Source organism: cf. Phormidesmis sp. LEGE 11477 (assembly GCF_015207105.1).
GTDB lineage: Bacteria > Cyanobacteriota > Cyanobacteriia > Phormidesmidales > Phormidesmidaceae > Phormidesmis.
The window spans coordinates 1-26,890 of record NZ_JADEXO010000067.1; the positions used below are offsets into that span (position 1 = coordinate 1).

The window sequence follows — 26,890 nt, forward strand, 5'->3', positions numbered from 1 at the left end:
TATTTTGACATCGCGCGCTAGTCCATCCGGCTCGCGCTCAAACTTGCTACTAAACGCAGGTTCAAAAGACTTTATTCCCCGACTCGTCCAGGCATAACAAAAAAATGAACGGACATTAATGCCGTAAAATCTTCACCAGTAATCAAAAGCAAGAAATTCATGGTGAACGCGGCCCCTTCTTCTCTGGCTAATCAGCAAGCTGATCAGCAGCAGGTCACTACGCAGCAGGCTACTGGACAGACGACTGGGCAGACGACTGGGCAGACGACTAAACAAAGCGCAACACAAAGCACGACTGACTGGCAGCAGCTAGCCGATAAAGCCTTAGCCAACCAGCCGCTGACTCGCCTTGAAGCGCTAGCGGTCTTGCAAGCGCCGGATATTGAGATTCTAGGCCAGCTGGCGGCTGCGTATCGAGTGCGCCGTCACCACTGGGGCGATCGCGTCCGTCTTCATTTTTTGCTCAACGCGCAGAGTGGCCTTTGCCCCGAAGACTGTCACTACTGTTCTCAATCCAAAATCTCAAGTGCAGAAATTGAGCAGTATCCGCTGATGGCGACTGAAAAGATAGTCGCAGCTGCCGACCGCGCTCATCAGATGAAAGCGGGGACTTTCTGCATGGCAATCTCAGGCCGCAGTCCTTCGCCTAAAGTATTTGAGGGCATCTTAGAAGCTGTGCGTACCGTCAAAGCCCAGTATCCCATGCGGGTCTGCACCACATTGGGGCTATTGAACGAAGCTCAGGCGCAGCGACTCAAAGCGGCGGGTGTTGATAGAGTCAATCACAATCTCAACACGGCTGAAGCGCACCACGACGATATTTGTACTACGCATACTTTTCAAGATCGCCTCTCTACGGTTCAAGCCGTTAAATCGGCTGGGCTGACCACCTGTTCTGGCGGCATCTTCGGCATGGGCGAATCCGATGATGACATTGTGGATTTGGCGATGTCTTTGCGAGAGCTGACGGTTACTAGCGTGCCGCTGAATTTCTTGATTCCCATTCCAGGAACGCCGTTTGCCGATCGCACTGAGCTAACGCCCCAGCGGTGTTTGAGAATATTGTGTTTGTTTAGATTGCTGCTGCCTGCCCAAGAGATTCGGATTGCCGGGGGGCGGGAGGTTCACTTGCGATCGCTCCAACCGCTAGGGCTCTACGCTGCCAATTCTATCTTTGTCGGTGACTATCTGACTACGCCTGGTCAGTCTGCTCAGCAGGACTTTGACATGATTCGCGACGCGGGCTTTGTGATCGAGACATGCGATTATAGCGATTGAGAGGGCAATTAAGAGAGAGCGATTGAGAGAGCAGCTGAGAGAGAAATTGAACGCTTGTCTAAACCATTAGGCTGAAAGATTGAGCCTAGTTGGTTGATGACTACAGCAATTAGGCATAATAGAACTAGCCGCTGCCCCTTTTCGTAAGTATCTGCATGAGTCGTCGCATATTTATTGGAGATGTTCACGGTCATTACGACGGACTGATGCGGCTAGTTTCGATGGTTTCTCCATCATCCTCAGATACCTTGCACTTCGTTGGTGATTTGATCGATAGAGGGCCATCTAGCTCCAAAGTGGTTGAATTTGTTCGTCAGGGCAATCATCTTTGCGTATTGGGTAACCATGAGCATTTGCTGCTAAATGCCTTCCCAGAAGAAGATCCTAACCTTGCCGCATTTCAAAGTTGGCTAAGCAGCGGTGGTCAACCCACCTTGACTAGCTATGCCAATACAGAGGCACTGCTTGAACATGTGCAATGGTTCAAGACCCTACCTTTTAGCATTGACTTAGGCGATATCTTTTTAGTACATGCTGGGCTCAACCCTCGCAAGCGCCTAGCCCAGCAAAAGCCGATTGACTTTTGCTGGATACGAGATGGCTTCCACGCCTGTCCGACCCCCTTTTTCCAAGACAAAACTATTATCACTGGTCATACAATCACCTTTACCATGCCTGGAGTAGCCCCTGGTAAAATTGTTCGTGGCCCTGGCTGGCTAGACGTTGACACTGGTGCCTACCATCCTAAAAGCGGCTGGCTCAGCGCAGTTGATATCGACAACGATCTGCTGTATCAGGTGAACACACAGACCGAGGCCGAGCGAGTTCAATCGCTAGCAGCGGGGATAGTTGATGTTGAACCAGATCGCATCAAACCTCGTCGTAACAGAAAGCGTATGCTCGAACTAAACTCACTGAATTGAACTCACTAAACTGGCTGAACTGGCACTGACTTAACTAACTGAGCTAGAAGCTGATTAGGCTAGAACGATTTTGCCCGCTAGGTAGTCTTTGAGCTGCTGGGTGTGGTCGTGGTCAAGCTGCTCTAGGGGCAATTCTTCTACCAAGAACGCCTGAACGCCAACTACTTCGTCTGGATCATAAGTCTGCATTTTGCCTGTGGCCTGGGCTGATAGCGCCACGCAGATTGAATGAAATCGAGGATCCCTTTCGGCACTAGAATATACCCCAACTAGACGATCGATGGCCGTTAGCGTGAGGCCCGTTTCTTCAGTTAGCTCTCTAGCGGCGGCTGTAGCCAAATCTTCTCCCCAGTCCACGATGCCACCAGGTAGCGCCCATCGGTAAGTATCGCGCCGACGGATCAGCACAATTCGGCCATCCGGCAGCAAGGGCACAATGCTAGTGCCCACAACAGGTCGGCGTAAGAGCAGCCTTAGAAGGGTTCTAATTGGACGTAATCCCCGACTCACTATAGAGGTACTCATGCACCACCTGCCGAGGCTTCGAGGTTGGGCATAGAAAAGTCTGCAGTGCGACTTTCGAAAGGGGAAGACGGCATAAGGTGGGTCGGTTGGGTATGGCTAGCACAAACGTGTAAAAAAATTGTATATCGAAGGGCGATCGCGCATGACTCATGAGTTTGGTAGCAATATTGATTTTGAGATCGATAACGATTCTCATTCTGTGTTAGTTTGATTAAACTTTGCTGTCGGTGATGCTTTTCCTTTTTCCATATGCCGAGTTGTTTTGATGTTGCGCTAGGTGAAACCTAGTAAGGGCGGTTCGTTCTATGCATAAGCAAGTGGGTTCATTTTTAGCTGGTTTGTCTGCAGGTGGGGCTGCGATCGCGCTAACCCTTGCTGGCTGCACTTCGGAGCCCGCGCCTTCTTCTACTGCTACAGATACGACAGATGCCACAACTTCGGACGATTCGCTGCAGGTGGTTACAACCTTTTTGCCGATCACCTACTTTACTGAGGCCGTTGCAGGCGATCGCGCCACAGTCACTCAGCTGCTGCCCCTAAACGTTGATCCGCACGACTATCAGGCAAAGCCTAATGACGTTCAGCGTTTGGCCGATGCCGATGTGCTAGTCGAAAACGGACTGGAGCTAGAGAGCTTTTTAGACTCGCTGATTGACAATGCGGCCAACGCTGAACTCGTTGTAATCGACTCTAGTGAGGGCATTCCGGTGCTGCCCACTGAAGAGGGTGCTCATGATCACGCCAGTGAAGAGGCCAGCGATAAGACCAGCGATAAGGCCAGCGATGAGGCCAGTCACGACCATGACAGTCACGACCATGACAGCCATGATGACCACGACGATCACGACAGTCACGAACATGATAGTCACGAACACAGTGAGGCCAGCCACGATCACGATCACGGCATCCACGATCCGCATCTCTGGCTCGATCCTCAGAAAGCGATTCAGCAGGTCGAAAATATTCGCGATGGGCTGATCGCTGCCGATCCAGAGGGCGAAACGATTTACACTGCCAATGCAGCGGACTATATAGCCGATCTGGAAGCGCTCGATACCAAAATTCGCGAGCAGTTAGCCCCTTACGCTGGCAAAGCTTTTGTGACGTATCACGACTTTGCCGAACATTTTGCTCACAGCTACGGTCTAGAAGTGGAATATCTGGTCGATATTCCAGAGGGTAGCCCGACCCCAACAGATGTACAGCGAGTGGTTGACACGGTAAAGGCGTCGAATTTGCAGGTGCTGCTGACTGAACCTTCTCAGCAAGGGGATGCTTTTGGGGCGATTGCTTCTGATCTAGATGTCTATGTCAGCGTCTTTGACTCGATGGAAAGCACTGGCAACCAAAACCCACAGCCAGAAGACTATATCTCTACCTTGTCAAAAAATTCTGATAATCTAGCTCGCGCCTTTGGAGAACCCCCGGAGTGAACATCTCGAAGACGCCAGTTCTCTCTGTTGATCAGCTCACTGTTCGCAGAGGTCAGCAGCTGGCGCTGCAAGCGGTTTCTTTTAGCCTAGAGGCCGGGACAGATGTAGCGATCATCGGCCCTAATGGTGCGGGTAAAAGTACGCTGGTGCAGTCGATTCTGGGCATCGTCTCAAGAGAGCAGGGCACAGTGCAACTGCTAGGTCAGCCGCTGAGTACGAAAAAGGCGCTGCCTGCGGCGGTGCGGCATCAGGTAGCGTACTTACCACAGAACTTTTTAGTAGATAGAAGATTACCGCTGACGGTCACAGAACTAGTGGCGCTAGGCTGGGATAAGCTAGGCATACAGCTCCCTTGGGCAAAGGCAAAGGCGAGAAAGCTCGCGGTGCAGCAGGCTTTGGCCAGAGTTGAGGCGAGTCATCTAGGACGTAAGTTCATTAGTGAGCTGTCGGGGGGTGAGACAAAGCGGATACTATTGGCGTACTGTTTGGTGCGATCGCGTCAGCTATTGATCCTGGATGAAGCCCCAGCGGGTCTAGATGTGCGAAGCGAGGCGGATTTTTATCAGCTGCTGTACGAACTCAAGGCTGAACAGGGCTGGACTATCCTACAGGTGTCTCATGATTTGGACATGGTTAGAAAGCATTGCGATCGCGTCATCTGCCTCAACCGCCGCCTGATGTGCCAAGGCGTCCCCGAAACCGCCCTCGCGCCCGAAAACCTCACCGCTACCTACGGCCCCGAATTTGTTCGCTATCGCCACAATCGCCATGCCTGCTAATCTGTCGCGCAATTCCATAGCACAATCTGCTATCTCTTCAGCGCTTTTGTCTTTACAGTCGGCCTGCTTTCCCTCTCCCCTTTTCTCATGCAGGATCTCTCCACCGCCCTCAACCTTTTTACCTATCCCTTCATGCAGCGCGCCCTCATCGGCGGCGTCCTTACTGGACTTACTGGCGGCATCCTTGGCAGCTTTACCGTCGTCCGACAGCTTTCCTTTTTCAGCGATGCGCTAGGGCACTCGGCGCTACTGGGTATTAGCCTTGGCGTAGTCTTTGGGCTCAATCCTTCGCTGGTTGTGCTTCCCTTTGCGCTGCTGTTTGCTGTCGGTGTCACCTATCTCATCGAAAAAACAGATATCTGGACAGATGCCCTATTAAACATTGTTTATTCTTCATCCTTAGCCATTTCAATTATCGTGCTCAGCTTAGAAGGGACTTATCAGACAGGAATCAACAATCTTCTATTTGGTGACATTCTAGGTGTTCTGCCAGGCGATCTACTGATCAGTGGTTTGTTGTTGTTGTTGTCTAGTTTGTTCGTCGGGCTGACGCTCCGCACTCAGGTATTGCTGACGTTAAATGAGGATTTGGCGATCGCACGCGGCATTCATGTGTTTGCTCATCGAATTGCCTTCATGATGCTTTTGTCTCTGGTAGTCGCTACTGCCATTAGCTCTCTTGGTGTTTTGCTCGTCGGTGCGTTTGTGGTTATTCCTGCCTGCGCCGCCCGCCTGTTTAGTCGCAACTTCTCTAGCTATCTCATTCTTTCTGCCGTCCTAGGCGCGGCTAGCGCTGCTGCTGGCATCTTTTTCTCGGCTCTGTTTAATTTACCAACAGGGCCGAGTATCGTCATTGCTCAACTTAGCTTGTTTCTATTGGCGACTGGCAAGAAGCAGTGGCTAGATAGCTAGATGAGCGTGACGAGTACAATAGCTTTAGAGTATTTCGCCGACGAATCAGGCTTTTAGCTAGGTTCTAGGCGTACCAAGCGACCATTAGGCTCGTCTGTTAGAACATAAATCAACCCGTCTGGGCCTTGAGACACATCTCGCACTCGTTGCCCGATGTCAATAGGCGTTTGGCTGAGGACGGCTCCTGACGGGTCTACCTCAATGTGCTGAATAGATTGTGAGACCAGTCCGCCAGCGAACAAATCGCCTTGCCATTGAGGAACCGAATCACCTCGATACACTGCCAGGCCAGAAGGGGCGATCGCAGGCGTCCAAACAATCAAAGGATCAACCATACCAGGGCGCGATCGCTCCGACGAAATCTCTCCGCCCGAATACTCACGGCTGTGGGTCACCACTGGCCAGCCATAGTTCTCACCTGCTTCAACTTGATTGAGCTCATCTCCGCCGCGAGAGCCATGCTCTGTCGCCCACAGTCGCCCTGTCGCTGGATCAAGCGCTACTCCCTGAATGTTGCGATGTCCGTAGCTCCAGATGGCAGGATCAGCCTCAGGTGTGTCTACAAAGGGATTATCAGCGGGGATAGATCCATCATCATTTAGCCGCACTAGCGAACCGAGGTGGCTGCTCAAATTTTGTGCTTGATTGCGGATCAGCTCGCCCTCTAACGATACTGGCGGATTGCCGCCATCGCCAATCGAGACTATCAGCGTATTATCTGGCAGCCAAACAAGACGAGAGCCAAAGTGCTGAGTTCCTTCTTTTGTCCGGTTCACCTCAAAAATAACCTGCCAGTCAGCCAGGGTACTACCGTCAAACCGGGCGCGTGCAACCCGCGTACGGTTAGCTGATCCAGTGCCGTCAGCGTAGGTGAAATACATCCATTGATTCTCTGCGAACTGCGGATGAGCAGACACATCCATTAAGCCGCCTTGTCCTCTGTTCAATACCTCGGGTAAACCGTCTACCGGAGTAGGATCAAGTACGCCGTCTCTGATTATTCGCAGTCGTCCTGGCCTTTCGGTGACCAGCATAGTGTCATCGGGCAGCCAGGTTATTCCCCAAGGGTGCTCTAGTGACTCTACTAGGGTGACTGGCTGTGGCGTAGGAGACTGGGCAAGTTGTTCAGCGGATTCGCTAGCTGATTGGTTGGATGCGATCGCCGAAGGCTCTGAGTCTGTCTGGTTTACCTGGGCTGAAGGTGCCGTAGCAGATGAGGCGCATCCGGCTAGCATTAAGCCTACGGTCAAGATCTTGACCACAGAGAAAGAACAATTTCTAACGCTTGCCATAATTTAAACCGAGGTAAAGTTGGATAGGGCTGCGATCGCTTCTACAACAGACCAGAAAGATGCCAGCAGGTGCGAAGAACATCGGCAAGCCTTTAGCAAAAGAGAGCTCAGAAAATCTAAATAAAAAAGATGAGCAGCCTAGTCGAATCCCATCATATCTAGCGTAGAGTCTCTTGTGTTTTGTTAGAAGCTTCTGGGCAACAGCGCTTCAATACGCTTTGACCGTCAGAGTTAGAATACAGATCACATCTTTGAGCGACTACTCATGCGCCCTGAACCTATTTCCCCTGGACCTGGTCAAGAGTCTGTATGGGACTATCCTCGGCCTCCTCGGGTTGAGGACGTGTCCAAACATATCAGCATCGTCTTCAACGGTGAACTGATCGCCGATACCCGCCGCGCTAAAAGGATTTTAGAGACTAGCCATCCACCTAATTACTACATATCGATGGGTGATATCAAGATGGCACATTTCGCGCCGAGTACGCACTCTACCTACTGTGAGTGGAAGGGGCAGGCCAGCTACTATACGCTGCAAGTTGGCGATCGGCAGGCCGAAAATGTTGCTTGGTACTACCCGAATATTTCTTCTAAGTACGAAGAACTTGGCGGGTATGTAGGATTCTATCCCGGACCGATGGACGCCTGCTATGTGGATGACGAAAAAGTGACGCCCCAGCCAGGCGACTTTTATGCCGGCTGGATCACCAATGATATCGTCGGCCCTTTCAAAGGCGATGTGGGCACCTGGGGCTGGTGAACATAAACCAGAGCGTCCCTAGCTCAACCAATGAACTAGGGACGCTCTAATAAGAATTTTGGCTAAGAGCTCTAGCTTAGGTTGGTTTTGGCTAAGAGCTCTAGCTTAGTTTGAAGTCACTCGGCCTGCTTTTTGCCGTTGGTTCGAGCGACGCCTAGACAAGCGGCTGCGATCGCAACCCCACCCATTACCATCCAAGGCGAACTCGCATAATGCACATCGGTGTTACCCACCTGCTCTAGGCCATTTTGCGCCATCAAATCGAGATCGATACCTGCTTCAGTCACAGGCACGGTCAAAATATCCTGGTGACCTTCGCGCTTGATATTGACTTCCCAGTCGCCGCTGATCGGCTGATCGGGAACGAAAGTAAAGCGGCCTTGGCTATCGGTCTTGCCGACAGCGCGAATACGATAGGGCTGGTTAGGAGAAGTCACCGTGACCTTAGCGCCTTTCAGCGGTTGACCATTGCTAAAAGTAGTGCGTAGTTGAAGACTATTGCCTGCTTGTGAATCGAGGATATAGTCGGTTTGAACCTGATGCGCCATTGCTTTGGTTGGCGCGATCGCCATTCCCAAAACAGCTACAAGCATCAGGAATTTGTTTTGAGAAAAGATCTGTTTCATAGAATTTACGTTGCTATCAAGACAGGGCAAAACAAGCAAGGCGACTATCTGACGAGCATACCTACTGTTCTGACCATTCAATCGATTGTCCAATTATAGATTTACCCAATCTTAGCCAGACATAGTCAGTTAGCTCAATACTCTCTGTCTATAGTATGCATTGCGGCGCACATGAGCAGCAGCTAACAGCCAGTTTCGACTTTGCCAGCGTCTACTCTGCCAGCTTCATGTCTCTTCATCTCATTCCTTTGGTAAGTCGGTAAGGTTCTTGGCATCCCATTTCAGCACCGAAGCCTCTATCCCTTCTAACTGCTTGCGCTTAGAATCGGCTTCAAACCAAGCGATAATCTGCTGGTTGTCCAGCTCTTCTACGCTCGTTCCTAGATCTCTGGCAATGTAAACAAGCAGCTTGCCAGTGGACAAAGTTAGCCGGGTAAGAAATTTCTCAGGTGTCGTTAATAGGGCTGCATCTACGGCAGCGGATTCTGCTTCAGTAAGGAACTGTAAAGACATAGATCTATGAGGTTCTTAGAAAAGATCTGAGGAGAAAAGATCTTAGGAACTGGCTTTTTTATTTCGATTTCAGCTTGACCAAATAGCCGCACTGATGCTCGCCGTTGACTAGCCAGTGGGTACGCTCCACCGAGCAGTCGGGTAGGGCGATCGCAAACATCGCCAGCTCGTGACCGCATACCGTTGGATAGGATTCGGCAATGTGGGCGATCGCACAATTATACTCAGTGATCACAAAGGCCGAATCGTCCGTAACCTCCTCCGCCGGATAGCACTCTGCCATATAGCCTTCCGCTTGGCGCAGCTTCACCAACGTTTGCATACGCGCTTTGAGCGGCGCATCGCCTAGCTGCTTTCTATACGCCGCCGCTTTTTGCTGCCACTGATGTCTCAGCAGCTTGCTAACATGCTCAGGCCCGAGCGTATCTGCCACCGTATCTAACAGCGACAGCGCAAACTGGTCGTATTGGTCGGGAAATTGCTCTCGCCCTTTGCGGCTGAGCTGATAGAGGTGGTTAGGACGGCCCATGCCCGTCTGACTGGTTTGGTGCTCTATTAGGCCATCAGCTTCTAGATTCTTTAGATGGCGACGAATGCCCTGCGGCGTAATATCTAGATGGCGGGCGATCGCCCCTGCTGTCGCTGTTCCCCGCTTCAACAAAAAGCGCAAAATATCCTCTTTCATAGAAGAAGAGCCTCCCGAAGATACCTTAGGAGCAGCCACCTCAAGAGAAGGTGGAGAGGTTGATTGAGAAGTTACTTTCTGGCGCACAAATTTCCCTTCAAATCCCTACAACAAACCGGACAACAAGTCGAGCACTCAGTTAATAATACTTTAGAAACACTTTTGTTGCTAAAACCCGTCTGATTACAGTAACCTTTATTCAAGTAGTTAAACAACACGCATGTTGCTTTAGTTATTAAAGCTTAGCACCTGCTGCCAAATCTTTTTGGCTCTCTAGTAGTCCTAACTTGTTAGCTGTAGTCTTACTAGGTACCCATTCTAGTTAGCTGATAGAGGCCGCCCTAGATAGGTAAAGCACAAAGACGAAATCCAAAGAGGCAACGCAACCACCATGAGTACCCCCCAAACCGCGCACGGTTCCGATAAAAGTCTCGAAATCATGCGAAATTTTGCCCAAAGCTATGCCAAGCGCACTGGTACATACTTTTGCCAGGATCTAGGCGTGACTGCGGTCGTACTCGAAGGGTTAGCCAAGCATAAGGACGATTTGGGTGCGCCGCTATGTCCTTGCCGCCACTACGAAGATAAAGAAGCTGAAGTCAAAGCTACTTACTGGAACTGCCCCTGTGTGCCAATGCAAGAGCGGCAGGAATGCCACTGCATGCTTTTCCTCACAGAAGACAATCCCTTTTCAGGGACAGAAAGAGAGATTTCTTTCGAGCAAATTCGCGAAGTAACCGACAAATAGCTTGCTAGTAGATCGCCAGATATGAAGATCACCAGATAGATCGCTCGATCACTTTTTCCTAGCCCCACCTTTTGAAACCTACATTCACCCTTAGCAGGGTTGTTACTCCCCATGAGCTCTAGCGTTCAATCCGTCGTCAGCCAGCCATACAAGTACGGTTTTGTCACTGACATCGAGGCCGATAGTCTTCCTCGTGGTCTTAGTGAAGATGTCGTTCGAGCCATCTCTGCTAAGAAAGAAGAGCCTCAGTTTATGCTCGACTTTCGCCTCAAGGCGTATCGTCGCTGGCTAGAGATGGAAGAGCCGTCATGGCCCAACGTCAAGTATCCGCCCATTGACTACAACGAAATTGTCTATTACTCTGCGCCAAAGCAGGCTGAGAGTAAGCTAGGCAGTCTAGATGAGGTCGATCCGGCCCTGCTAGACACCTTTGACAAGCTAGGCATTTCTATCAACGAGCAAAAGCGCCTAGCGAATGTCGCGGTGGACGTTGTTTTTGATAGTGTCTCGATTGCCACTACTTTCAAAAAGGATCTGGCGAAGCACGGCGTCATCTTTTGCTCTATCTCAGAGGCGCTTAAGGAGCATCCAGAGCTAGTTCAAAAGTATCTAGGCACGGTCGTCCCAGTAGGAGACAACTACTTTACAGCGCTAAATTCTGCTGTTTTCTCGGATGGCTCTTTTGTCTACCTGCCGAAGGGTGTCAAATGTCCGATGGATCTTTCTACCTACTTTCGCATCAACAACGGCGATTCAGGGCAGTTTGAGCGCACCTTGATTGTGGCTGAAGAGGGCAGCTCTGTGACCTATCTAGAGGGCTGCACAGCGCCGATGTACGACAGCAACCAGCTACACGCGGCTGTCGTAGAGCTAGTCGCCTTAGACAACGCGGAGATCAAGTACTCCACGGTTCAAAACTGGTTTGCTGGCGACGAAAACGGCAAGGGCGGTATCTACAACTTTGTGACCAAGCGCGGACTGTGCAAAGGCGTCAATTCCAAAATCTCTTGGACTCAGGTAGAAACCGGTTCTGCCATTACCTGGAAGTATCCTAGCTGTGTCCTAGCAGGCGATAACTCAGTAGGTGAATTTTACTCAGTGGCGCTCACCAACAACTATCAGCAGGCGGATACGGGCACCAAGATGGTTCATGTGGGCAAGAACACTCGTAGCACCATTATCTCGAAAGGGATTTCTGCGGGTAAATCCAAGAACAGCTATCGCGGTTTGGTCAAAGTCAATCCGAAGGCAGAAGGGGCACGGAACTATTCGCAGTGCGATTCTATGCTGCTAGGTGATACGTCGAATGCCAACACCTTCCCTTACATTCAAGTACAAAATAGCTCGGCTCAAGTAGAGCATGAAGCCTCGACCTCGAAAATCGGGGAAGACCAGCTTTTCTACTTTGCCCAGCGCGGCATTTCACCTGAAGATGCGGTCTCGATGATTATTAGCGGCTTCTGTCGTGATGTCTTTAACGAGCTGCCTATGGAGTTTGCTGCTGAAGCCGACAAGCTCCTCAGTCTCAAACTAGAAAATTCAGTCGGCTAAAGAAAGTCCGCCAAAAAGCTAGACAAGAAATATATAGATGATCAACGAAACCGCTAAAACTATTCTTTCTGTTCGCAATCTTCATGCCAGCGTTGACGGTACAGAAATTCTCAAAGGCGTTAATTTTGAGGTGAAAGCTGGAGAAGTTCACGCCATTATGGGCCTTAACGGCTCTGGCAAAAGCACCTTTTCTAAGGTACTTGCTGGCCATCCAGACTATGAGGTCACGGCTGGAGAAGTTATTTTTCAGGGTACGGACTTGCTGGAGCTAGAGCCGCATGAGCGAGCGAACTCAGGTGTGTTTCTCGCGTTTCAGTACCCGCTAGAAATTCCTGGCGTCAGCAATCGTGACTTTTTGCGAGTGGCCTATAACTCTCATCGCAAAGCCAATGGTGAAGAAGAAATTGACGTCTTCGACTTTGATGATCTAGTCGAGGAGCGATCTAACGTTGTCAAGATGGACGTGAGCTTTTTGGATCGTAGCGTCAATGAGGGTTTTTCGGGCGGTGAGAAGAAGCGTAATGAGATTTTGCAGATGGCGTTGCTAGAGCCGACGCTGGCAATCTTAGACGAGACAGATTCAGGGCTAGATATCGACGCGCTCAAAATCGTTTCTAATGGGGTCAATCAGCTCAGTACACCTAAGAATGCGTCTATTTTAATCACGCACTATCAGCGGCTGCTCAACTACATCGTGCCGGACTATGTGCATGTGATGGCCCAGGGCCGGATCGTAAAGACCGGTGGTAAAGAGCTGGCTCAAGAGCTGGAGTCTCGAGGCTATGACTGGATTGTGGCTGAGGAGGCGGTGGCCTAGTCATGACGAACACTGTCAGTTCAGCGTCAGATTCTGTTGGCAAGGTCAACCGTGAGACCTACCTCAAGCATCTGCTAACTCAGGCGGCAGCGGCAGCAGATGAGTCACATCTGGGTCTAAAAGCTCTGCGTGATCGGGCGATCGCACTGGTCAACGAACGCTCTTTTCCATCTGGCAAAGATGAAGAATGGCGCTTTACTGACCTTTCGCAGATGCTAGAGCAGCCCTTTCAAAGAGCGCAGCCAGTGTCTGTGGAGGCTGATAGCTGGAGCGATCATCTGAATCTACTAACAGAAGGCGCTTGTTTGACCACCATCAACGGCCACTACGAGCCGACGCTGTCTAGAAAAGCGGATCAGACTGCGGACGCTGTGATTATCGGACCGCTTTCTCAACTGCTGAAGCATCCTGACTATGCCAAAAAACTAGCGCCGATTCTGGAAAGCAAGCTGGCCCAAGTTAAGGGCGGCAGCGAAGTCTTTACAGCGCTCAATACCGTTGGCTTTGCTGATGTGATGGTGGTCTGGGTGCAGGCTGATCAGGTAGTCGATACGCCCATCTACATTGCCCGTGGGTCGCAAGGTGGGTTTCTTTCACAGGTGCGATCGCTTGTCATCGCCGAAAGACACGCTAAGTTCACCCTGGTTGAATCTTTCTTTGGTCAAGACGAGGACACAAACGCTCAGTGTAGTGTTGATCAAGACCGCGTTGACCAGGCAAAAATTCAAGACACTCGCTGCAACAACAGCGTCACCGAAATTTGGCTAGCAGAAGGCGCACAGATCAACCATATTCGAGTGCAAGACGAAAGCGCCAGCACCTTTCATCTCGCTAAGACTGCTGTGGATCAAGCGGCAAATAGCCAGTACCAATGCACGGCTGTTGATTTAGGTGCGAAGCTATCGCGACATCACATAGAGGTCTATCAGTCTGGCCCACAGACCGATACAAAAATGTATGGATTAAGTGCATTAGGTGATCGCCAGCTAGCGGATACTCACAGCCTGCTGGCTCTCACCTATCCTCACGGTAGCGCTACTCAAATTCAGAAAAACATCGTAGACGATCGGGCTCACTGCGTTTTTAATGGCAAAGTGTACGTTTCTACAGCCGCCCAGCTCACTGATGCTTCGCAGCTAAACCGCAATCTGATGCTTTCGACCAAAGCCAGGGTGGATACCAAGCCCGAGCTAGACATTGTGGCTGATAACGTCAAATGCGCGCACGGTGCTACCGTCAGTCAGCTTCAGGCTGACGAAGTCTTCTATCTCCAAAGTCGAGGTATTTCTGCCGAGCAAGCGCAGCGTCTGTTGCTCTATGGCTTTGGTATGGAAGTTGTTGAAAAGATATCTGTTCCTGCGCTCAAGACAGCCTTGAGCACGCGCCTAAGAGACTGGGCGAGTTAACTGCATAAAAACCTTACCCCCTCTTCTCTCCCAATGACAGCCTCCACCATCACCCCAGTTTTGCTCGCCAATGAAGTCCGTGCTGACTTTCCTATTCTTCATCAAAGTGTCAACGGCAAACCGCTAGTCTATTTAGACAATGCAGCGACTTCGCAGAAACCTCAAGCTGTCCTTGATGCGATGGCTCACTATTATGAAGCCGATAATGCCAACGTACATCGCGGTGTACACACCCTGAGTGCCAGGGCTACAGAAGCTTACGAAAGCGCTCGTGACAAGGTCGCGGCCTTTATTAATGCCGCTTCTCGCGATGAGATTGTATTCACTCGAAACGCCAGTGAAGCGATTAACTTAGTGGCTTACGCCTGGGGACTGAGCAATCTAGAGAAAGGCGACGAAATTTTGCTAACTGTGATGGAGCACCACAGTAATCTGGTGCCCTGGCAGCTCATTGCTCAGCGGACGGGCGCGGTGCTAAAGCATGTGCCTTTGACCGAGACGCAGACGTTCGATCTAGCTGCGTTCCACCAACTGGTTGGCAACAAGACCAAGCTAATAGCTGTAAACCACATTTCTAATACGCTGGGCTGTATCAATCCGGTCGGCGAAATCGTTGAAACTGCACAGAGGTACGGCGCTAAAGTTTTAATTGACGCCTGTCAAAGTGTGCCGAATATGCCAGTAGATGTACAGGTGTTAGGCTGTGACTGGCTAGTGGCCTCTGGTCACAAAATGTGTGGGCCGACCGGGGCGGGCTTTTTGTACGGCAAGCTAGACGTGCTCCAGGCCATGCCACCTTTCTTGGGCGGGGGAGAGATGATCCAAGATGTGTCGCTAGATCATGCTACCTACGCGGCGCTGCCTCATAAGTTTGAAGCGGGGACGCCTGCGATCGCAGAAGCCGTTGTTCTGGGCGCAGCGGTCGACTATCTCACCAATATTGGTATGGAGCGGATTGCAGATTACGAGCACTTTTTGACTGCCTATCTGTACGAAAAGATTAGCCAAGTACCACAGGTGACGCTCTATGGGCCAAAGCCCCAAAAAGACGGATCAGGAAGAGCTGCGATCGCTACATTTACAGTAGAGGGTGTCCATGCTCAAGATCTCTCTACGCTACTCGATCAATCCGGCATTGCCATTCGCTCTGGCCACCATTGCACGCAGCCGTTGCACCACATCCTCGGCGTTAATTCTACTGCTAGAGCCAGTCTCTACTTCTACAATACTCCCGCAGAAATCGACGCCTTTATTCTGTCCCTAAAAGAAACAATTGATTTTTTCAGCAGCATCTTTGAGTAGTGCATCTCTAGGAAATTAGCTAAAAGTGTGCTAATGCTGACCGATTACTTAGCTGTGAACGTTTATGAAGTGCAGCGGGAATTATAGCACCACTAACTTAGTGCTGGATATGGTTGCTTTCAAGTGGATAGGATGTCAATTCTTTCAGGGCAATTTGCAACCCCATCTCTTGCTCAGAATATGGAACTGACTAGTCCTTCCTCAAAGGATTCCATAGCCGAGGCGCTCGTTCCAATATCTAGCTTCGCTCCAGTGAGTCCAGACATTGAACAGCTATCACCAGATATTGAACAGCTATCACCAGATATCTTACTCCTGCCAGGTAAACTACCTCAGCACTATCTACAATACTTGTCTCAGCATCCCGTCTTGCACAGCGGCGACCTTGAAAAAGCCGCTGGTGCGATTACTCAAGCTGCCGCCCACATACTTAAGATTGATCGGGCCAGTCTCTGGCTGTGCAGTGCGCCTGATGCCTTTGTTTTGTTCGATAGGTATGACAGGGCATTAGATACTCACGACAAAGGTACTCTGTTGAAGCCGAGGGACCATGTTCCCTATTTCGAAACGTTATCTAGTCGTACTGAGCTGCTAGTCGAGGATATTTCTCAGCTGACTTCTTCTATCAGCCATCCGATTAGCTATCTCATTCAGACAGGCTTGATCGACCAATGGTCGGGCGCTTTTCTAGAATTGCCCATTCGATGTCGAGGCGTCGTTGTCGGTGCGCTCTGGTGTGAGTGTCAGCAGACCCGTCGATGGACCGCGCTAGAAAATGCCAACGCGACTTCTATTGCTCTACTTGCGGCAACCGCCGTCGATAGTCAGCAGCGTAGCCTGCTAATTGAGACATTAAATCAACAGCACCGACAGCTTCGACGAGAAACCATAGAGCGGGAACAAGCCGAGGATGCTTGGCAGGAGAGTCAGCGATTTATTCAAGGCATCATCGATGCGAGTACTAATATTTTGTATGTCGACAGCTTTGGGGACGGGAGCAACTTTTACGTCAATCGGTGGATCGAGAATGTATTAGGGTACGAACCTCATGAGATGCAGCAGCTAGGGGCTCGCTATTTAGAACAACTGGTACACGCCGATGAGAGGCAGTTATTAATACAAGAAAGGCGGCGGCTATCGACGATTAAAGATGGCGAAGTCGTTGAAAATGAGTATCGGTTTCGGCACCGTCAGGGACATTGGCGATGGCTGCTGTGCCGCGAGACTGTCTTCCAGCGCGACTACGAGGGTCGACCTCTGCAGGTATTTGGAACAGCAACCGATATTACTAAGCGCAAGCGGGCTGAAGTTGCTCTTCAAGATTTTAACCAGGAGCTAGAAAGACTCGCTAAGATGGATGGCCTGACGCAGGTGGCTAACCGTCGATGTTTTGACGAATATATTGAGCAAACTTGGGAAAGTCATAGTTCTAAGGCATCGCTGTCGCTGATTCTTTGTGATATCGATTATTTTAAGAGCTTTAACGATACCTATGGACATCAGGCAGGAGACCTTTGTCTAAAGCAGGTCGCTAAGGCCATTGAGCAGTCTGTGGGGCGCAGTACTGATTTGGTCGCTCGCTATGGTGGAGAGGAGTTCGCGGTGATTCTACCCGATACCAGCGTGATCGGGGCAGAACGGGTGGCAGAAAAGATTCGTGCTACGGTTAGGCTGCTCGATATTGTGCATAGTGAGTCCAAAGTCAGCGATCGCATCACTCTTAGTCTTGGCATTGCCTCTATTAGCTCAACTCAAAAGATCGATCTCGACAGGCTAATCGCTGCTGCTGACCAGGGTTTGTACAATGCCAAATCCAATGGACGCGATTGCTTTTGCGTTGGTGAAATAGAATATTGACGGCGCTTAGCTCTATATGGCAATCGCCAGATGTATTCTCTGCGAGAAGGCAAAGCTTACGGTGATTGTCTTGAGTCAAGCGGCAAACGCTATAACTATTAGAGATGTCTGAAGACAAATGCCGAAGACAAACGCCATCCGGGTCTTGGATACGCTAGGCATCGAGTATGAGCTGTTGACATATTCTGTAGATCTTGACAACTTAGCGGCGATCGCCACCGCCCAGAAGCTGGGGCTGCCTGCGGATCAGGTGTTTAAGACGCTAGTAGTTAGTGGTGATCGGCGAGGAACTGCGCTGGCTGTTATTCCTGGTAGCTATCAGCTAGATCTAAAAGCCTTAGCTAGGGTGAGTGGCGATCGCAGCGTAGAAACTGTCTCACTCAAACAGCTACAGCCGCTCACTGGCTACGTTCGAGGAGGCGTTACCGCCCTAGCCTGTAAAAAGCCCTATCCCGTTTTTTTAGATGAATGGGCGCAAGTATACGAGCGCATTGCCGTATCTGCTGGCAGGCGCGGTCTGATGATTCAGATGAAAACAGCAGACTACATCAAGGCAACTAGCGCAACCGTTGGTCGGATCTCCCAGGAACCGCTGAGCTTGTAGAATTATCCTGTCTTAGCCCTAAGTCACGGTGGCCTCGATTACTGAGCCCACCGAAACTTTTAGAAAGGCTAGCGCTGTACTAAAAACATATAGCCGCGTCCACGAATGGTCACGATGTACTTTGGGTTGTGTGTTGTCTCGTTCAACTTGATCCGCAGCCTAGAGATATGAACGTCAACCGTTTTGGTATCAGCGGCGCTGCTAGCGTCGTATCCCCATAGCGCTTCAAGAATATCTCCACGCGAGAAAATATGACCTGGTCTGCTAGCAAGCAGCTCAATTAGACGAAACTCAATTTCAGTTAGTCCTAGATAGTGTCCGTCTATATACGCTCTACGAGTAGCCGGATCGATCACAAGTTGCCCGATCTTGATAGCAGACCGCTGAACTTCAGATAAAACTGGGTCTTGTCGCTTAGTGACTCGGCGCAAGATGGAGCGAATGCGCGCAATAAGTTCTTTGGTCGAAAAGGGTTTGACAATATAGTCATTGGCACCCATTTCTAGGCCAGTCACCCGGTCCGAAGAGCTGCCTAGAACAGTCGCCATGATGATTGGAACATCGGAAATAGTTCTAAGTCTTTGACACACTTGAAAGCCATCTAACTTTGGCATCAGTACATCTAAAACAACTAGGTCGATGGTATTAGAGTCCGTATGAAAATACTGCAGCGCTTCTTGGCCGTCAACTGCGGCAATAACTTGGTATCCAGAAGCTGTAAGACTATTGACTAGGGCCGTTCTAGTTCGTATATCGTCTTCAGCGATCAGAATGGTATGTCTTAGCTTGCTCACTATCAAAAAGTATCTATTAAGAAGTAGGGTTTGAAAAAATCAGAAAAAGCGGACTAGAAATCTGTAGAAACCTTCAATCACCCGAAAACAGCAAAAAGTGATTCACCAAAACTGGTGAGCATAACGGTTCAAATCCAGAACAAAGCTACTGAGCATCTCGACGAAAGCTTCGTGCCGCTTGAACTAATGGGAGTTTTTCTAAGACTTCTTCAGCAGGACTTGAACAGCGAAATTGTCGCTGCTTTCCGTTTCTAAGTCTGCTTTTGCTGTCTCACAGCAATATGCCGTCGATGGCACACTGCTCTAAACACCCTTCCAATGCGATCAATTACAAGCTCCTATAGACATATAAAACTATATTTGGTCACTAAAACAAGCACTTCTAGAACTTATCACTGTAGAAAATTGCTCCTTTACCACAGTTTGTAAGCACCCACTTAAAAATAAGATTCTAATCAATTTATCTTGAGCGCTATCATAATCCCTTTGAAAATGAGGGGTTTCCAGAAAAACCTTAGACCTTTTTACAGATGAGCAATTGCGAATTCTAGTCCCACATTCTTTGAGCTGACAGATTAAAAATCTTAATATTTAGATACAAAGTTAACGTAATATTTCGTCTTCTCGATTTCGGTCACGGTCTTTTATTACATTAGGCACTATGTCAATCATGTGTTGAGTGGCTTTGGGGAAGTGCTGCTGCGTTTGTTAGCCGCTCTACTGCTTCGTTGTGACGGTCTTTCAAGCTATGTCTTTCAAGCTATGTAGGGTCGTTGTGATCGCAGCAAGTTTGCTCTTTTTTCTTAGCGATCGCTATTACAAGTTCCTCTGATAGCTTTGCTTGTTTGTTCTAATAGTTCTAGCTCAGTTAATTCTGGCTGGATTACTCTGTTCGCTGCTCACAACTACTGCAATTCTCGCGACCTGATGCTCTAGACTGATCTGAGATTGATAGCGTTATGCTTTTGGCCCGATATCCTTTTGGCTATGTGGACTTTTTGCTGATATGGCATCCATTTCTTATCAATCCTGTTTTGGCTTCGGGCCGCTGAATCTAAAGGGAATTTCAGGCTTATGCGACTGTCTCAGATGCTTTTTGTCACGCTGCGAGAAGATCCAGCAGAAGCGGAAATCCCAAGTCATAAGCTATTGCTAAGAGCAGGTTACATGCGCCGTATTGCTAGCGGTCTGTACGCTTACCTGCCTTTGCTACAGCGCGTGCTCGATAAAGTATCGGCAATTGTTCGCGATGAGATGAATGCGACGGGCGCTCAAGAGTGTCTGCTGCCGCAGCTTCAGCCTGCTTCGCTTTGGAAAGAGTCCGGTCGATGGGATACCTATACCAAAGCTGAGGGGATTATGTTTAGCCTGGGCGATCGCAGAGACCAGGAGCTAGCACTGGGTCCTACTCATGAGGAAGTCATTACGGCGATCGCCCGTGACATGATCCGCTCGTACAAGCAATTGCCGCTGCATCTGTATCAGCTTCAAACCAAGTTTCGCGACGAAATTCGGCCCCGCTTCGGTCTGATGCGGGGCCGCGAGTTCATCATGAAAGACGGCTATTCTTTTCATACGGACGCCGAGAGCCTAAAGGCGACCTATGACCAGATGTATCAGACCTACAGCAATATTTTGCGTCGCACTGGCTTAGGGTTTCGGGCAGTTGAAGCTGATTCTGGGGCGATTGGTGGCTCTGGCTCAACTGAGTTCATGGTGCTAGCCGAAGCCGGTGAAGACGAGGTGCTCTACACCGAAGATGGTAAGTACTCAGCCAACGTAGAGAAGGCGGTTTCTCTACCCCCAGACGCTGTACCTTCGCCTTTTTCGACTTACGAAAAGCGTGATACTCCCGGCACAGCAACGATCGCAACGGTTACTGATTTTTTGAAGTGTTCACCAACGCAAGTTGTAAAAAATGTTCTATATCAGGTGAGCTACGACAATGGCCGGCAAGTGCTAGTCATTGTGAGTATTCGTGGCGATCAAGATGTCAATGAGACAAAGCTACAAAACGCGCTGACAAATCTAGCGAGCGAATATGAAGCGAATACGATTTTGGCGCTAGAAGTACCGGACGCAGAAGCGCAGGCAAAGTGGGCGACTAAACCATTGCCTTTGGGATATATTGCGCCCAATCTATCAGATGATTTTATTGGTGAGCAGAAAGGGCTATCTCCTGAATTTCTGCGGATAGTGGACGAGACGGCGGTCGAGCTGAAGAATTTTGTGACAGGTTCTAATGAGAGTGGGTTTCACGTCGTTGGTGCCAACTGGGGAAAGGAGTTTGTGCTACCGCAGCGCCGAGTGGATTTAAGAACGGCGATCGCAGGCGATCGCGCCGTTCATGATCCGACTCAAACTATCCAAACCGCACGCGGCATTGAAATCGGCCATATTTTCCAGCTAGGGCACAAATATTCTGAGGCTCTAGGCGCAACTTATACCAGTGAGCAGGGTAAGGAAGTGCCGCTGGAGATGGGCTGCTATGGCGTCGGGGTGTCTAGACTGGCGCAGGCGGCGGTAGAGCAGTCTTATGACCAGAATGGAATTATCTGGCCAGTGGCGATCGCGCCCTATCATGCCATTGTGGTGGTGCCGAATATCAAGGATGCCGACCAGATGGATGCCGCTGAGAAGCTGTATGACGAACTGAATGCGGCTGGCGTGGAAACGCTGCTAGACGATCGTAAAGAGCGAGCTGGGGTAAAGTTCAAAGACGCTGAGCTGGTGGGCATTCCGTTTCGGATAGTGACGGGGCGATCGCTCAAAAATGGCAAAGTAGAAGTGGTCAAACGTGCCGACGGCGAAGCGGCAGAAATTGCGTTAGATGATGTCGTTAGTACACTTCAAAGCTGGGTCACTGCCGCTATCGAAAAATAATGGCCAAAAATAATGGCCAAAAATAATGGAAATAGTTACCGTTCTTCTGTCTAGCTTGCTGCTGCTGATCTCTCCGGCTGGAATTGTACTCGATCAGGCAGCTGAAAATGCCATCCGCGATCGCCTCGCCGCAGCTGAAAGCCTCGCCGTACGCATCGACAATGGCCCGTCCTATCAGCTTTTGCAAGGCAAAGTCGATAAAGTGCGGATCGCCGGACGTGGCATCTCGCCGATTCCGGGACTGCGGTTCGAGGTAGCTGAGCTAGAGACTGATCCGATCGATCTGGCCTTTCAGGCTTTGCGTCAGGGCGAAGTGGTATTAGACAAGCCATTTCAGGGCGCAGCGCGTATCGTGCTGACAGAAGCAGACGTGAATGCGTTTTTGCGCTCTCCATTTGTGGCACAACAGCTAGAAAATTTGGACTTAGGCAACTTTGCAGCGAACCCAGCGCAGGCGAGGGAAGGCACGCGCTATCAGATTAATAATCTAGCGGTTGACTTTTTACCCAGCGAAGAAAGCACAGATGGTGAAGCAGGTGCGGAAGAGAATCGCCTTAGGATCAGCGCTGAGCTAGAAGATTTGGTTGAGGAAGCCGGGTTCGTGATAGAGGCCGAGGCTGGGCTGAGCGTTGCGGGGGGCGATCGCCTGAAGCTGATCAGCCCAACGGTAGTCGTAGATGGAACCCCGGTTGATCCGCGCCTGGTCAACGTCCTGCTAGGCGGTCTAAACGATCGACTCAGCTTACAGCAGTTCGACGAAAGCGGTGTAGTCGCTAGAGTGGTTGACTTTGATGTTGGCGCAGAGGCTTTAGACATAGCTCTGTGGGTGCGAGTAGACCCCAGCTTTACCGCACCAGCAGCCCAGCCTGGCAGCATAGAATAGAGATACCCATAATCTTCACCTCTAGCTCCCGACGCTTTAGTAAGGTCTTGCTATGACGTACGCTCTAACGCGCTACAAAAGCTATCAAGAATATCTAGATGACGAAACACTTTCTCCTGATAGGAACTACCGTTTGCTCAGCACGGGAGAGTTGATCGAGGTGTCCTCCGAAGACGATATGAATATGCGTATAGCGCTCCGACTGCTGCTAGCGCTAGCGCAGTTAGAAGGCAGTTTGTATGCTGAGCGCCTTCGCACCAAAAAAGAAATGCAGGTACCGCCAGTAGGCGATAAATGTGTAAATCGCGTACCTGATTTAATGGTGTTGCAACCTGAGCATCTTGAAATTGCTAAGCAAGCCGTGCTGATGGAAATGGCTCCGCCGCTATTCATAGCAGAAGTCGTCAGTCCGGGGGGTAAAAAGAGCGATAACTATCTACGGGACTACGTTTGGAAGCGGCAGCAATATGAGCAGCTAGGTATTTCTGAATACTGGATCATTGCCCCCCATCGAGACCAGGTGACGGTACTAACGCTAGTGAACGGCCAGTATGAGAGTGAAGCTCACAGAGTGTCTGAACAGATTGTATCTACTCTATTTCCGACCCTACAGATTTCCGTTCAAAAACTGCTAGGGGGAAGCTTGCAATGACTTACGCAGTCATTCGATATCAAAGCTACCAGGAATATCTAGATAATGATCGGTCTTATCTACTAATTACACACGAGGAGATACATCAACATCGCCTCTAATAATCCTGAATACATCAGTCACTATCTGGTCTCTAATATGGATTCCATTCAGGTTACTTATATCTTTGTCTTTTAGCGCTCGGATAAAACTTTCTACGTATTTATCTAGAGCTTCATAGTGACTAACAAGATGACCGTTGTATCTTTTTTGTCCGCGCGCATGTTTGTCATCGAAGGGGATGTCCTTATTTTCTCTGAGCTCCTGTACAATCTTACGGACTCTATCTATCTGTCTTTTCAGCAGCTTATTGCTTTCATTCCACGATTTTGAAGATGAGTATATCTCTTCGACCGATGGGTCTGTCGCTATCAGAATCAGTCTGCAAACGACGATGAAAATCTTGCCTAAGTCGGCAAACTGGGTCAGTCTGTGCGGATATAGATACTGCAGCAGGCGATCGCGCCAATGCTCGTCTATAGGAGAATGGTCATCAATCTCTTCTATATCAGGAACGCTTCTGGAGAAAACTCTGTGGCCAGGTTTCGCCCAATTCGGCCAAGACGGATTGTCTTCTTCAATTCGCCTAGTGCCGTCTAGCGTAATAGCACAGCAGTACTGAAACATTCGCATAGATTTCGTTCTAACGTTGTACTTAAAATCATCTTCGCTATCATATTGCTTACAAAGGAAAAACATTCCCTTTGAAAATAGAAGGATGCCAGACTTCATCCCAAACAGATATGTGGAATCACTTCTATTACTCGAATTGGTATCTTCATCTTCTAGATAATCCTCTTCTAGCGGGCCTTTCAAAAGGTCAAGCTGGAGTTTAACAAACTCTCTGTTTGCCCCTCCTATTGTTTGATTTTTCTTTTGGTCAGTGCCATCTTCTTTCCTTAGCTCTTGAATAAGTGGCGCTACCTGCACGAACGTATCTCCATACTTTTCGTAGTGCATAACTCCGACGTATCTAGTAGCTATTGAATCATACGCGGGCCTTAACCACTTCACCACATCATCTAGAATAGCCAGGCTACGGTCTTCAGCTCTCGGCAAAGGGCAAGAATACTCTGTCTCTTTTCCTCCGTTGTTCTTTATCTGTTGATAACAGATCTTCCCCTGCTCTGAATAGCAATTTTCGGCATGCTTCATCAGCCTCCTAGCCCAGTCGAGACAGTCTTCTTTTGAGAATCCATCAATATCAGGTATTGCCTTTTCAGGAGTGAGATAAGCGAGCATAATGTAGCACCAGCTTTGATAGGCAGACCACTGAGCGTAAAGCGCGGCGTCACCGTCACGAGCCGCGTATACTCTTGCGCTCTCCAATAGCTTGATGGGCTCTATCAGCTTGTTCAAAGGTTCTTTCCCAGTAGCAGTTATATAGTCAGGAAAGAAGATATGAAGCTTCGCTCTATGCGCGTAGACACGAGAAAGAAAATAAAATTGCGGGTTGAGATTGCTCAGAGATCTTTCACTCAGCTTGTCGTAGTACTTTAGCCTCTGTTCCAAGCATCTTTCTGCCTTGTCTAGTTCTTCGGAGGCTCTACGAACAGCAGTGTATCGGTCGCGCATTTCGCAGTAGGGAGCTTCTATATCACTGAGGTAGTAGTATCGAAAGAAGCACAGATGATAGCGAGCTTGCAATAATTCATCCACCTGGTCGGGTTCGTCTCGCTCGAAGTAAGGTTGCAAGATATCTAACTGCTTCTTTGCGATTTGAACAAGACCTTCTTTTAAGTTAGCTTCCGCAATAGACAAGACAGCCTCTATTGAGACTGAACTCCAACGAACGATGTTGCTGCTTGCTATTTTCTCGTGACCTTTCTTGTATTTATCATTCTCTATCAAATATTCCTTAATTTCTCCTTCCATCGCTCTAAGAGAAAATGGATACAGGGAAAGGCGTTGTTTAGCTTTTTTAAGGGCACTTACCTCTTCTACTCGGCGGCAAAGCTCTTCCATATAGCTTTCTTTTGTCACAGTTGGCATGGTAGAAAGTGCTTGTTTGATCAGTTTTAGCCGAGCATATAGTGCTGCCTTGGCGCTTGTTTCAATCAGATCGAACCCACAGAAATTAGCGCTTGCGACCTCTATACCTGTCGCTACGTCAGCGCAATCTGCTTTGTCTCTAATCGCGGCTTGAACATCTTTTCTTTGATGTAGTTTAACAACACAGTGAGACCACACTGGACTATTTGGCAGAGTCCCAATAACTTCATCCCTTTGACGAACGTTCTCTACAACAGAGATGTAGTCTTTTAACGCAGGAATGTCCCACAGTAAAACACGATCAATCACAGCAATAATATGAGATATGGGGCTGCCAATGCCTACAACCTCTTCCGAAAACTCCAGCTTGGTTTGTTTGTCGATGTCTTCTGTAGCTGTTTCCTCAAACTGTATTTTGTAGTTTTTAGGTACCTTGATATAGAAATGGACACGAACTTTATAGGCTACCTGTCTCTCTAGTCCTAAGCTGCTGCCACGAGCTGATAGTTGTCTTGGAGTTAGCTGATTAGGCTCGGTTCTTCCCTCTAGAAACTTACTATTTAATAGGCCATCGCTATCTTTTTCGTCTTTAATACGTAGTGGCAGTGGTTTCACCCGTTCTATCTTGAAGTACTTAATATGAACTGGGAACTCATCCGTTAGCAGTTCGTTGTCAATCACTGAGTAGATCAACCGCTTTACGAAAGCAGGCAAAAGATAGCTATTTAACCGTTGGGACTTACTTTCTTCCCCATACCCTGGTAAAAAGCTACCCATTTGCTCAATTCCAGACTGTAGCTCAATGCGATCGATCTCACGCTCAACTTGTTCTATAAAAGCATTAATTCGTTGAGCTTCTTCCTCCGAAGAAAGCCCTTGTAGGTACTGCCTTGCGTAGTCAGAGACAGTTTGTCTGATAAAGCCCTGCATTGTGGGTGGCTGAGGCCGTGCTCGAAGCGTTTTCTCAATGGCGTAAGCTGGCTGGCTTTCAGGGCCGTTATTGTCAAACTTTTCAAAGCCGATGTCCTTCGAACTGTTGATCAAAAGATCGTACAGGCGATTGATATCTTCTTTCTCATACGGTCCGGTCGCATCCGAAGCTTTTTCATAGATTTCTCTAAGAAGCGCCTCGCCCTGCAGTTTCATCTTGAGCGTATCTCTTTCTATCGGCGATAGCTGGAAAAAAAGGCTGAGTGCTTTGAACTTATCGGCGCGGGTCAGTAGTGCAGAGGCTTTCTGCTTGGCATCTAAAGACTGATTCTCGCGTTTGTAGGACTGCAAGCTAGAGAGAATACCCACTAGCTTAGATAGTGTTAGACCAGGGACAGTAACTTTCTTCTCGTCTTTTTTGTCTTCGTAAAGCTCTTTGAACAGCACGGAACGTAGCACGCGGCGAACGAAGATCCGATTGTTTTGCAGACCCCACTGCTTTGCGATGCTGGTTTCGTTTGGAAGTTCCGAGCCTTCATCTGATAAGTCCAAGTCTGTGAGTGATAGCAAGAAGCGATAGACAGCAGTGTCACGCTTTTGATCTTCGGTAAGCTTCCTACTCTGCGCTTTCTCTTCCCTGCCACTTTTTGCCCCAGATTGTCTATCCATTCGCTCAAAGCCGTAGTGTGTCAGTTTTTCTGTTAGG

General features: G+C 49.2%; 23 protein-coding genes. 16 read left to right on the forward strand and 7 right to left on the reverse strand.

Features of this window, described 5'->3' with window-relative positions; genetic code table 11:
- The first annotated feature begins 159 nt into the window (after positions 1-159).
- Positions 160-1,278 carry a biotin synthase BioB gene (gene bioB, locus IQ256_RS17780; RefSeq protein ID WP_228025022.1) on the forward strand — a complete coding sequence of 373 codons (1,119 nt, stop codon included), beginning with the start codon at positions 160-162 and terminating at the stop codon, positions 1,276-1,278.
- A 155-nt stretch (positions 1,279-1,433) separates the two neighbouring features.
- A complete protein-coding gene (locus tag IQ256_RS17785) occupies positions 1,434-2,201 on the forward strand; it encodes a metallophosphoesterase family protein (protein ID WP_193856896.1) in 768 nt (255 codons plus the stop codon).
- Positions 2,202-2,255: 54 nt separating this feature from the next.
- Here the strand turns inward: IQ256_RS17785 and IQ256_RS17790 are convergent, their stop codons facing one another.
- Complete coding sequence (locus IQ256_RS17790; protein WP_193856897.1) at positions 2,256-2,726, reverse strand: NUDIX hydrolase; 471 nt, start codon at positions 2,724-2,726, stop codon at positions 2,256-2,258.
- Between the two features lie 305 nt (positions 2,727-3,031).
- Here IQ256_RS17790 and IQ256_RS17795 point away from each other — a divergent pair, with 305 nt between their 5' ends.
- From IQ256_RS17795 to IQ256_RS17805, 3 genes are all read left to right on the forward strand, one after another.
- Positions 3,032-4,159 carry a metal ABC transporter solute-binding protein, Zn/Mn family gene (locus IQ256_RS17795; protein ID WP_193856898.1) on the forward strand — a complete coding sequence of 376 codons (1,128 nt, stop codon included), beginning with the start codon at positions 3,032-3,034 and terminating at the stop codon, positions 4,157-4,159.
- A complete protein-coding gene (locus IQ256_RS17800) occupies positions 4,156-4,938 on the forward strand; it encodes a metal ABC transporter ATP-binding protein (protein ID WP_193856899.1) in 783 nt (260 codons plus the stop codon). Before IQ256_RS17795 ends, IQ256_RS17800 begins: the two co-directional genes overlap by 4 nt.
- An 87-nt stretch (positions 4,939-5,025) precedes the next feature.
- A complete protein-coding gene (locus IQ256_RS17805; protein ID WP_193856900.1) occupies positions 5,026-5,850 on the forward strand; it encodes a metal ABC transporter permease in 825 nt (274 codons plus the stop codon).
- A 53-nt stretch (positions 5,851-5,903) separates the two neighbouring features.
- On the opposite strand, the gene IQ256_RS17810 is transcribed toward IQ256_RS17805, so the two are convergent.
- Positions 5,904-7,142, reverse strand: a complete 1,239-nt coding sequence (locus tag IQ256_RS17810; protein ID WP_228025023.1) for a PQQ-dependent sugar dehydrogenase — start codon at positions 7,140-7,142, stop codon at positions 5,904-5,906.
- Positions 7,143-7,407: 265 nt separating this feature from the next.
- On the opposite strand from IQ256_RS17810, the gene IQ256_RS17815 reads away from it, so the two are divergent.
- A complete protein-coding gene (locus tag IQ256_RS17815; RefSeq protein WP_193856901.1) occupies positions 7,408-7,902 on the forward strand; it encodes a DUF427 domain-containing protein in 495 nt (164 codons plus the stop codon).
- A gap of 116 nt (positions 7,903-8,018) precedes the next feature.
- On the opposite strand, the gene IQ256_RS17820 is transcribed toward IQ256_RS17815, so the two are convergent.
- From IQ256_RS17820 to sufR, 3 genes are all read right to left on the reverse strand, one after another.
- The gene (locus IQ256_RS17820; RefSeq protein WP_193856902.1) at positions 8,019-8,528 is read right to left on the reverse strand and encodes a carboxypeptidase regulatory-like domain-containing protein; all 510 of its coding nucleotides are present in this window, start codon (positions 8,526-8,528) and stop codon (positions 8,019-8,021) included.
- 240 nt (positions 8,529-8,768) lie between these two features.
- On the reverse strand, positions 8,769-9,041 hold the full coding sequence (locus IQ256_RS17825) for a hypothetical protein (RefSeq protein WP_193856903.1): 273 nt from the start codon (positions 9,039-9,041) through the stop codon (positions 8,769-8,771).
- Positions 9,042-9,099: 58 nt separating this feature from the next.
- Positions 9,100-9,726: an iron-sulfur cluster biosynthesis transcriptional regulator SufR gene (gene sufR, locus IQ256_RS17830; protein ID WP_193856904.1), complete on the reverse strand. Its 627-nt coding sequence runs from the start codon at positions 9,724-9,726 to the stop codon at positions 9,100-9,102.
- Between the two features lie 391 nt (positions 9,727-10,117).
- On the opposite strand from sufR, the gene IQ256_RS17835 reads away from it, so the two are divergent.
- The 7 genes from IQ256_RS17835 to ybaK all read left to right on the forward strand — a co-directional run bounded on the left by IQ256_RS17835 (position 10,118) and on the right by ybaK (position 18,011).
- Positions 10,118-10,474: a ferredoxin-thioredoxin reductase catalytic domain-containing protein gene (locus tag IQ256_RS17835; protein WP_193856905.1), complete on the forward strand. Its 357-nt coding sequence runs from the start codon at positions 10,118-10,120 to the stop codon at positions 10,472-10,474.
- Between the two features lie 111 nt (positions 10,475-10,585).
- Positions 10,586-12,025 (forward strand): Fe-S cluster assembly protein SufB, encoded by a 1,440-nt coding sequence (gene sufB / locus IQ256_RS17840; RefSeq protein WP_193856906.1) that lies wholly within the window; start codon positions 10,586-10,588, stop codon positions 12,023-12,025.
- A gap of 37 nt (positions 12,026-12,062) precedes the next feature.
- Positions 12,063-12,842, forward strand: a complete 780-nt coding sequence (sufC, locus tag IQ256_RS17845) for a Fe-S cluster assembly ATPase SufC (protein ID WP_193856907.1) — start codon at positions 12,063-12,065, stop codon at positions 12,840-12,842.
- A 2-nt stretch (positions 12,843-12,844) separates the two neighbouring features.
- Entirely contained in the window at positions 12,845-14,248 is a 1,404-nt protein-coding gene (gene sufD / locus IQ256_RS17850; RefSeq protein ID WP_193856908.1) for a Fe-S cluster assembly protein SufD, read from the forward strand.
- A gap of 33 nt (positions 14,249-14,281) precedes the next feature.
- Positions 14,282-15,550, forward strand: a complete 1,269-nt coding sequence (locus tag IQ256_RS17855; protein ID WP_304952607.1) for a SufS family cysteine desulfurase — start codon at positions 14,282-14,284, stop codon at positions 15,548-15,550.
- A 180-nt stretch (positions 15,551-15,730) separates the two neighbouring features.
- On the forward strand, positions 15,731-17,407 hold the full coding sequence (locus IQ256_RS17860) for a diguanylate cyclase domain-containing protein (protein WP_193856909.1): 1,677 nt from the start codon (positions 15,731-15,733) through the stop codon (positions 17,405-17,407).
- A gap of 118 nt (positions 17,408-17,525) precedes the next feature.
- A complete protein-coding gene (gene ybaK, locus IQ256_RS17865) occupies positions 17,526-18,011 on the forward strand; it encodes a Cys-tRNA(Pro) deacylase (protein WP_193856910.1) in 486 nt (161 codons plus the stop codon).
- A 68-nt stretch (positions 18,012-18,079) separates the two neighbouring features.
- Here the strand turns inward: ybaK and IQ256_RS17870 are convergent, their stop codons facing one another.
- Positions 18,080-18,805: a response regulator gene (locus IQ256_RS17870; protein ID WP_370623479.1), complete on the reverse strand. Its 726-nt coding sequence runs from the start codon at positions 18,803-18,805 to the stop codon at positions 18,080-18,082.
- 1,074 nt (positions 18,806-19,879) lie between these two features.
- Here IQ256_RS17870 and proS point away from each other — a divergent pair.
- From proS to IQ256_RS17885, 3 genes are read left to right on the forward strand one after another with little or no spacing between them, the layout of a single operon-like run.
- Complete coding sequence (gene proS / locus IQ256_RS17875) at positions 19,880-21,688, forward strand: proline--tRNA ligase (protein WP_193856912.1); 1,809 nt, start codon at positions 19,880-19,882, stop codon at positions 21,686-21,688.
- Positions 21,689-21,713: 25 nt separating this feature from the next.
- Positions 21,714-22,571 (forward strand): DUF2993 domain-containing protein, encoded by an 858-nt coding sequence (locus IQ256_RS17880; RefSeq protein ID WP_193856913.1) that lies wholly within the window; start codon positions 21,714-21,716, stop codon positions 22,569-22,571.
- Between the two features lie 52 nt (positions 22,572-22,623).
- On the forward strand, positions 22,624-23,223 hold the full coding sequence (locus IQ256_RS17885; protein ID WP_193856914.1) for a Uma2 family endonuclease: 600 nt from the start codon (positions 22,624-22,626) through the stop codon (positions 23,221-23,223).
- A gap of 66 nt (positions 23,224-23,289) precedes the next feature.
- Here IQ256_RS17885 and IQ256_RS17890 read toward each other — a convergent pair whose 3' ends face one another.
- A complete protein-coding gene (locus IQ256_RS17890) occupies positions 23,290-26,853 on the reverse strand; it encodes a hypothetical protein (protein WP_193856915.1) in 3,564 nt (1,187 codons plus the stop codon).
- Positions 26,854-26,890: the final 37 nt, after the last annotated feature.